The organism is Roseobacter sp. GAI101, from assembly GCF_000156335.1.
In the GTDB taxonomy this organism is placed as follows: Bacteria; Pseudomonadota; Alphaproteobacteria; order Rhodobacterales; family Rhodobacteraceae; genus Sulfitobacter.
In genome coordinates this window covers 1-1,490 of sequence record NZ_DS999221.1, presented here as the reverse complement: position 1 = coordinate 1,490, position 1,490 = coordinate 1, and the positions used below count along the sequence as shown (strand labels likewise).

2 protein-coding genes are annotated in these 1,490 nt (G+C 52.4%); both read left to right on the top strand.

Annotated features, from left to right (window positions below; all coding sequences use genetic code 11):
• Positions 1 to 394 (top strand): hypothetical protein (locus tag RGAI101_RS21130; RefSeq protein ID WP_217624975.1); only part of this gene is annotated, 394 nt, incomplete at its 5' end.
• Positions 395 to 406: 12 nt separating this feature from the next.
• The gene (locus tag RGAI101_RS21125) at positions 407 to 943 is read left to right on the top strand and encodes a recombinase family protein (RefSeq protein WP_037230704.1); all 537 of its coding nucleotides are present in this window, start codon (positions 407 to 409) and stop codon (positions 941 to 943) included.
• Positions 944 to 1,490 lie beyond the last annotated feature (547 nt).

Sequence of the window (1,490 nt, the reverse complement as noted above, 5' to 3'; positions counted from 1 at the left end):
CCAACAGAGTGGACGACTAGGCCAAGGCGGTCTGCGATGGGTTAGCAATGCATGCGCAGCAGCGAGGGCAGCGGCGATGATTGAATTTATCGAAGTGATGTTTCGCGCCCTGACCGGGCTGAAGCTGACATTCCCCAATCTCATCAGCCTCGCGGTATTCTTTGCAGCGGGCTATTATTTTGCCGCAACCACGAAGCGTATCGGCCCGCTCAAGCTAATCTTTGTACTGTTTTTAGCCTACCTGCTGAGCACGTTGCTGAGTGGACTTTTGGGCGTCTACGGGCCGTTCCAAAAACGCTCCTTTTTGAGCCAACCATTCTACCCGCGCGTTTCCTGGTGTTCTCGAGGCTCAAAAACCCAGTGCAAAAACTTTTGCGTTTTGAACCGTTTTTGATACCATATCGGTATGATTATCGGATACGGACGTGTTTCGACTGAGGACCAGCACCTCGATGCTCAGATTGCCGCTTTGAAAGAAGCCGGAGCTGAGCGCATCTTCGCGGACAAAATCAGCGGGTCGAAGCGAAAACGCCCAGGGCTCGACAAAATGCTGGAGCAACTCCGGCGTGGTGACGTGGTCTTGGTGACCAAGTACGACCGGCTTGCACGCTCTCTAACCGACCTCCTCGAGATTGTCTCCCAAGTTGAGGCGGCAGAAGCAGGCTTCAGATCTCTTGCGGAAGATATCGACACCACCACACCGGCAGGCCGTCTGATTTTCCACGTCTTCGCATCCATCGCCCAGTTCGAACGCGAGCGTATTCGCGAACGTACCATGGAAGGCCTCGAGGCCGCGCGAAAGAAAGGCCGCATTGGCGGCAGGCCCCCTGCCCTTTCAAAAGATCAGAAAGCCGAAGTGCTACGATTGAAGAATGAAGGGCGCGCATTGAAAGACATCGCAGCCTTGTTCAAGGTCAGTCTCGCCACGGTAAAAAGGGTGTAGCAAAACGCCTTTGAGTTTGTGGAACAGCTTTTCGGGACGACTTTTGGCACGGGCGCAAGCACCCTGCCCTCCAGTCCAGAAATCCATAGTTTATGGGAAAGCGCCTGCACGTCAAATTCGGTTCAACTCGAACTGTCAAAAACATGCCAAAACTGCTGAGGTTCTGCATAGGGGTTTCGGCAGAGCTAAGCCCTTGATCTATCATCACTTGGCGGAAGTTGTCGAAAATCACCGTTTTTGGCCGTACAGTTCTGGCATGCGACCCGCGGGAATTCGCTGCCTGAGGATGGGTGGGCTTTCCTGAAGGTTCTGGAAAACTGCATCAGTGTGCCTGCTAGCGCACCTGGCCTGTCAGTACGATAATAGCTCTCAGTAGGCCAACCCGCTAAGTTCATTGAAAGCACTGACCATGACAAACTTGTCCCACAACGCTTCCCTCCAAGCTTGAGAAAAGATCGCACCATCAAACCGTGGGATCAAACACCTAGCTGGGCAGACAAAAAAACTATACGACTAAAATTATCACAAAATGTAAATTTTGTAGAGA

Bases quoted from the DNA above. Each gene is read 5' to 3' on its own strand.
- RGAI101_RS21125 (WP_037230704.1), top strand. From the start codon at position 407: ATGATTATCGGATACGGACGTGTTTCGACTGAGGACCAGCACCTCGAT.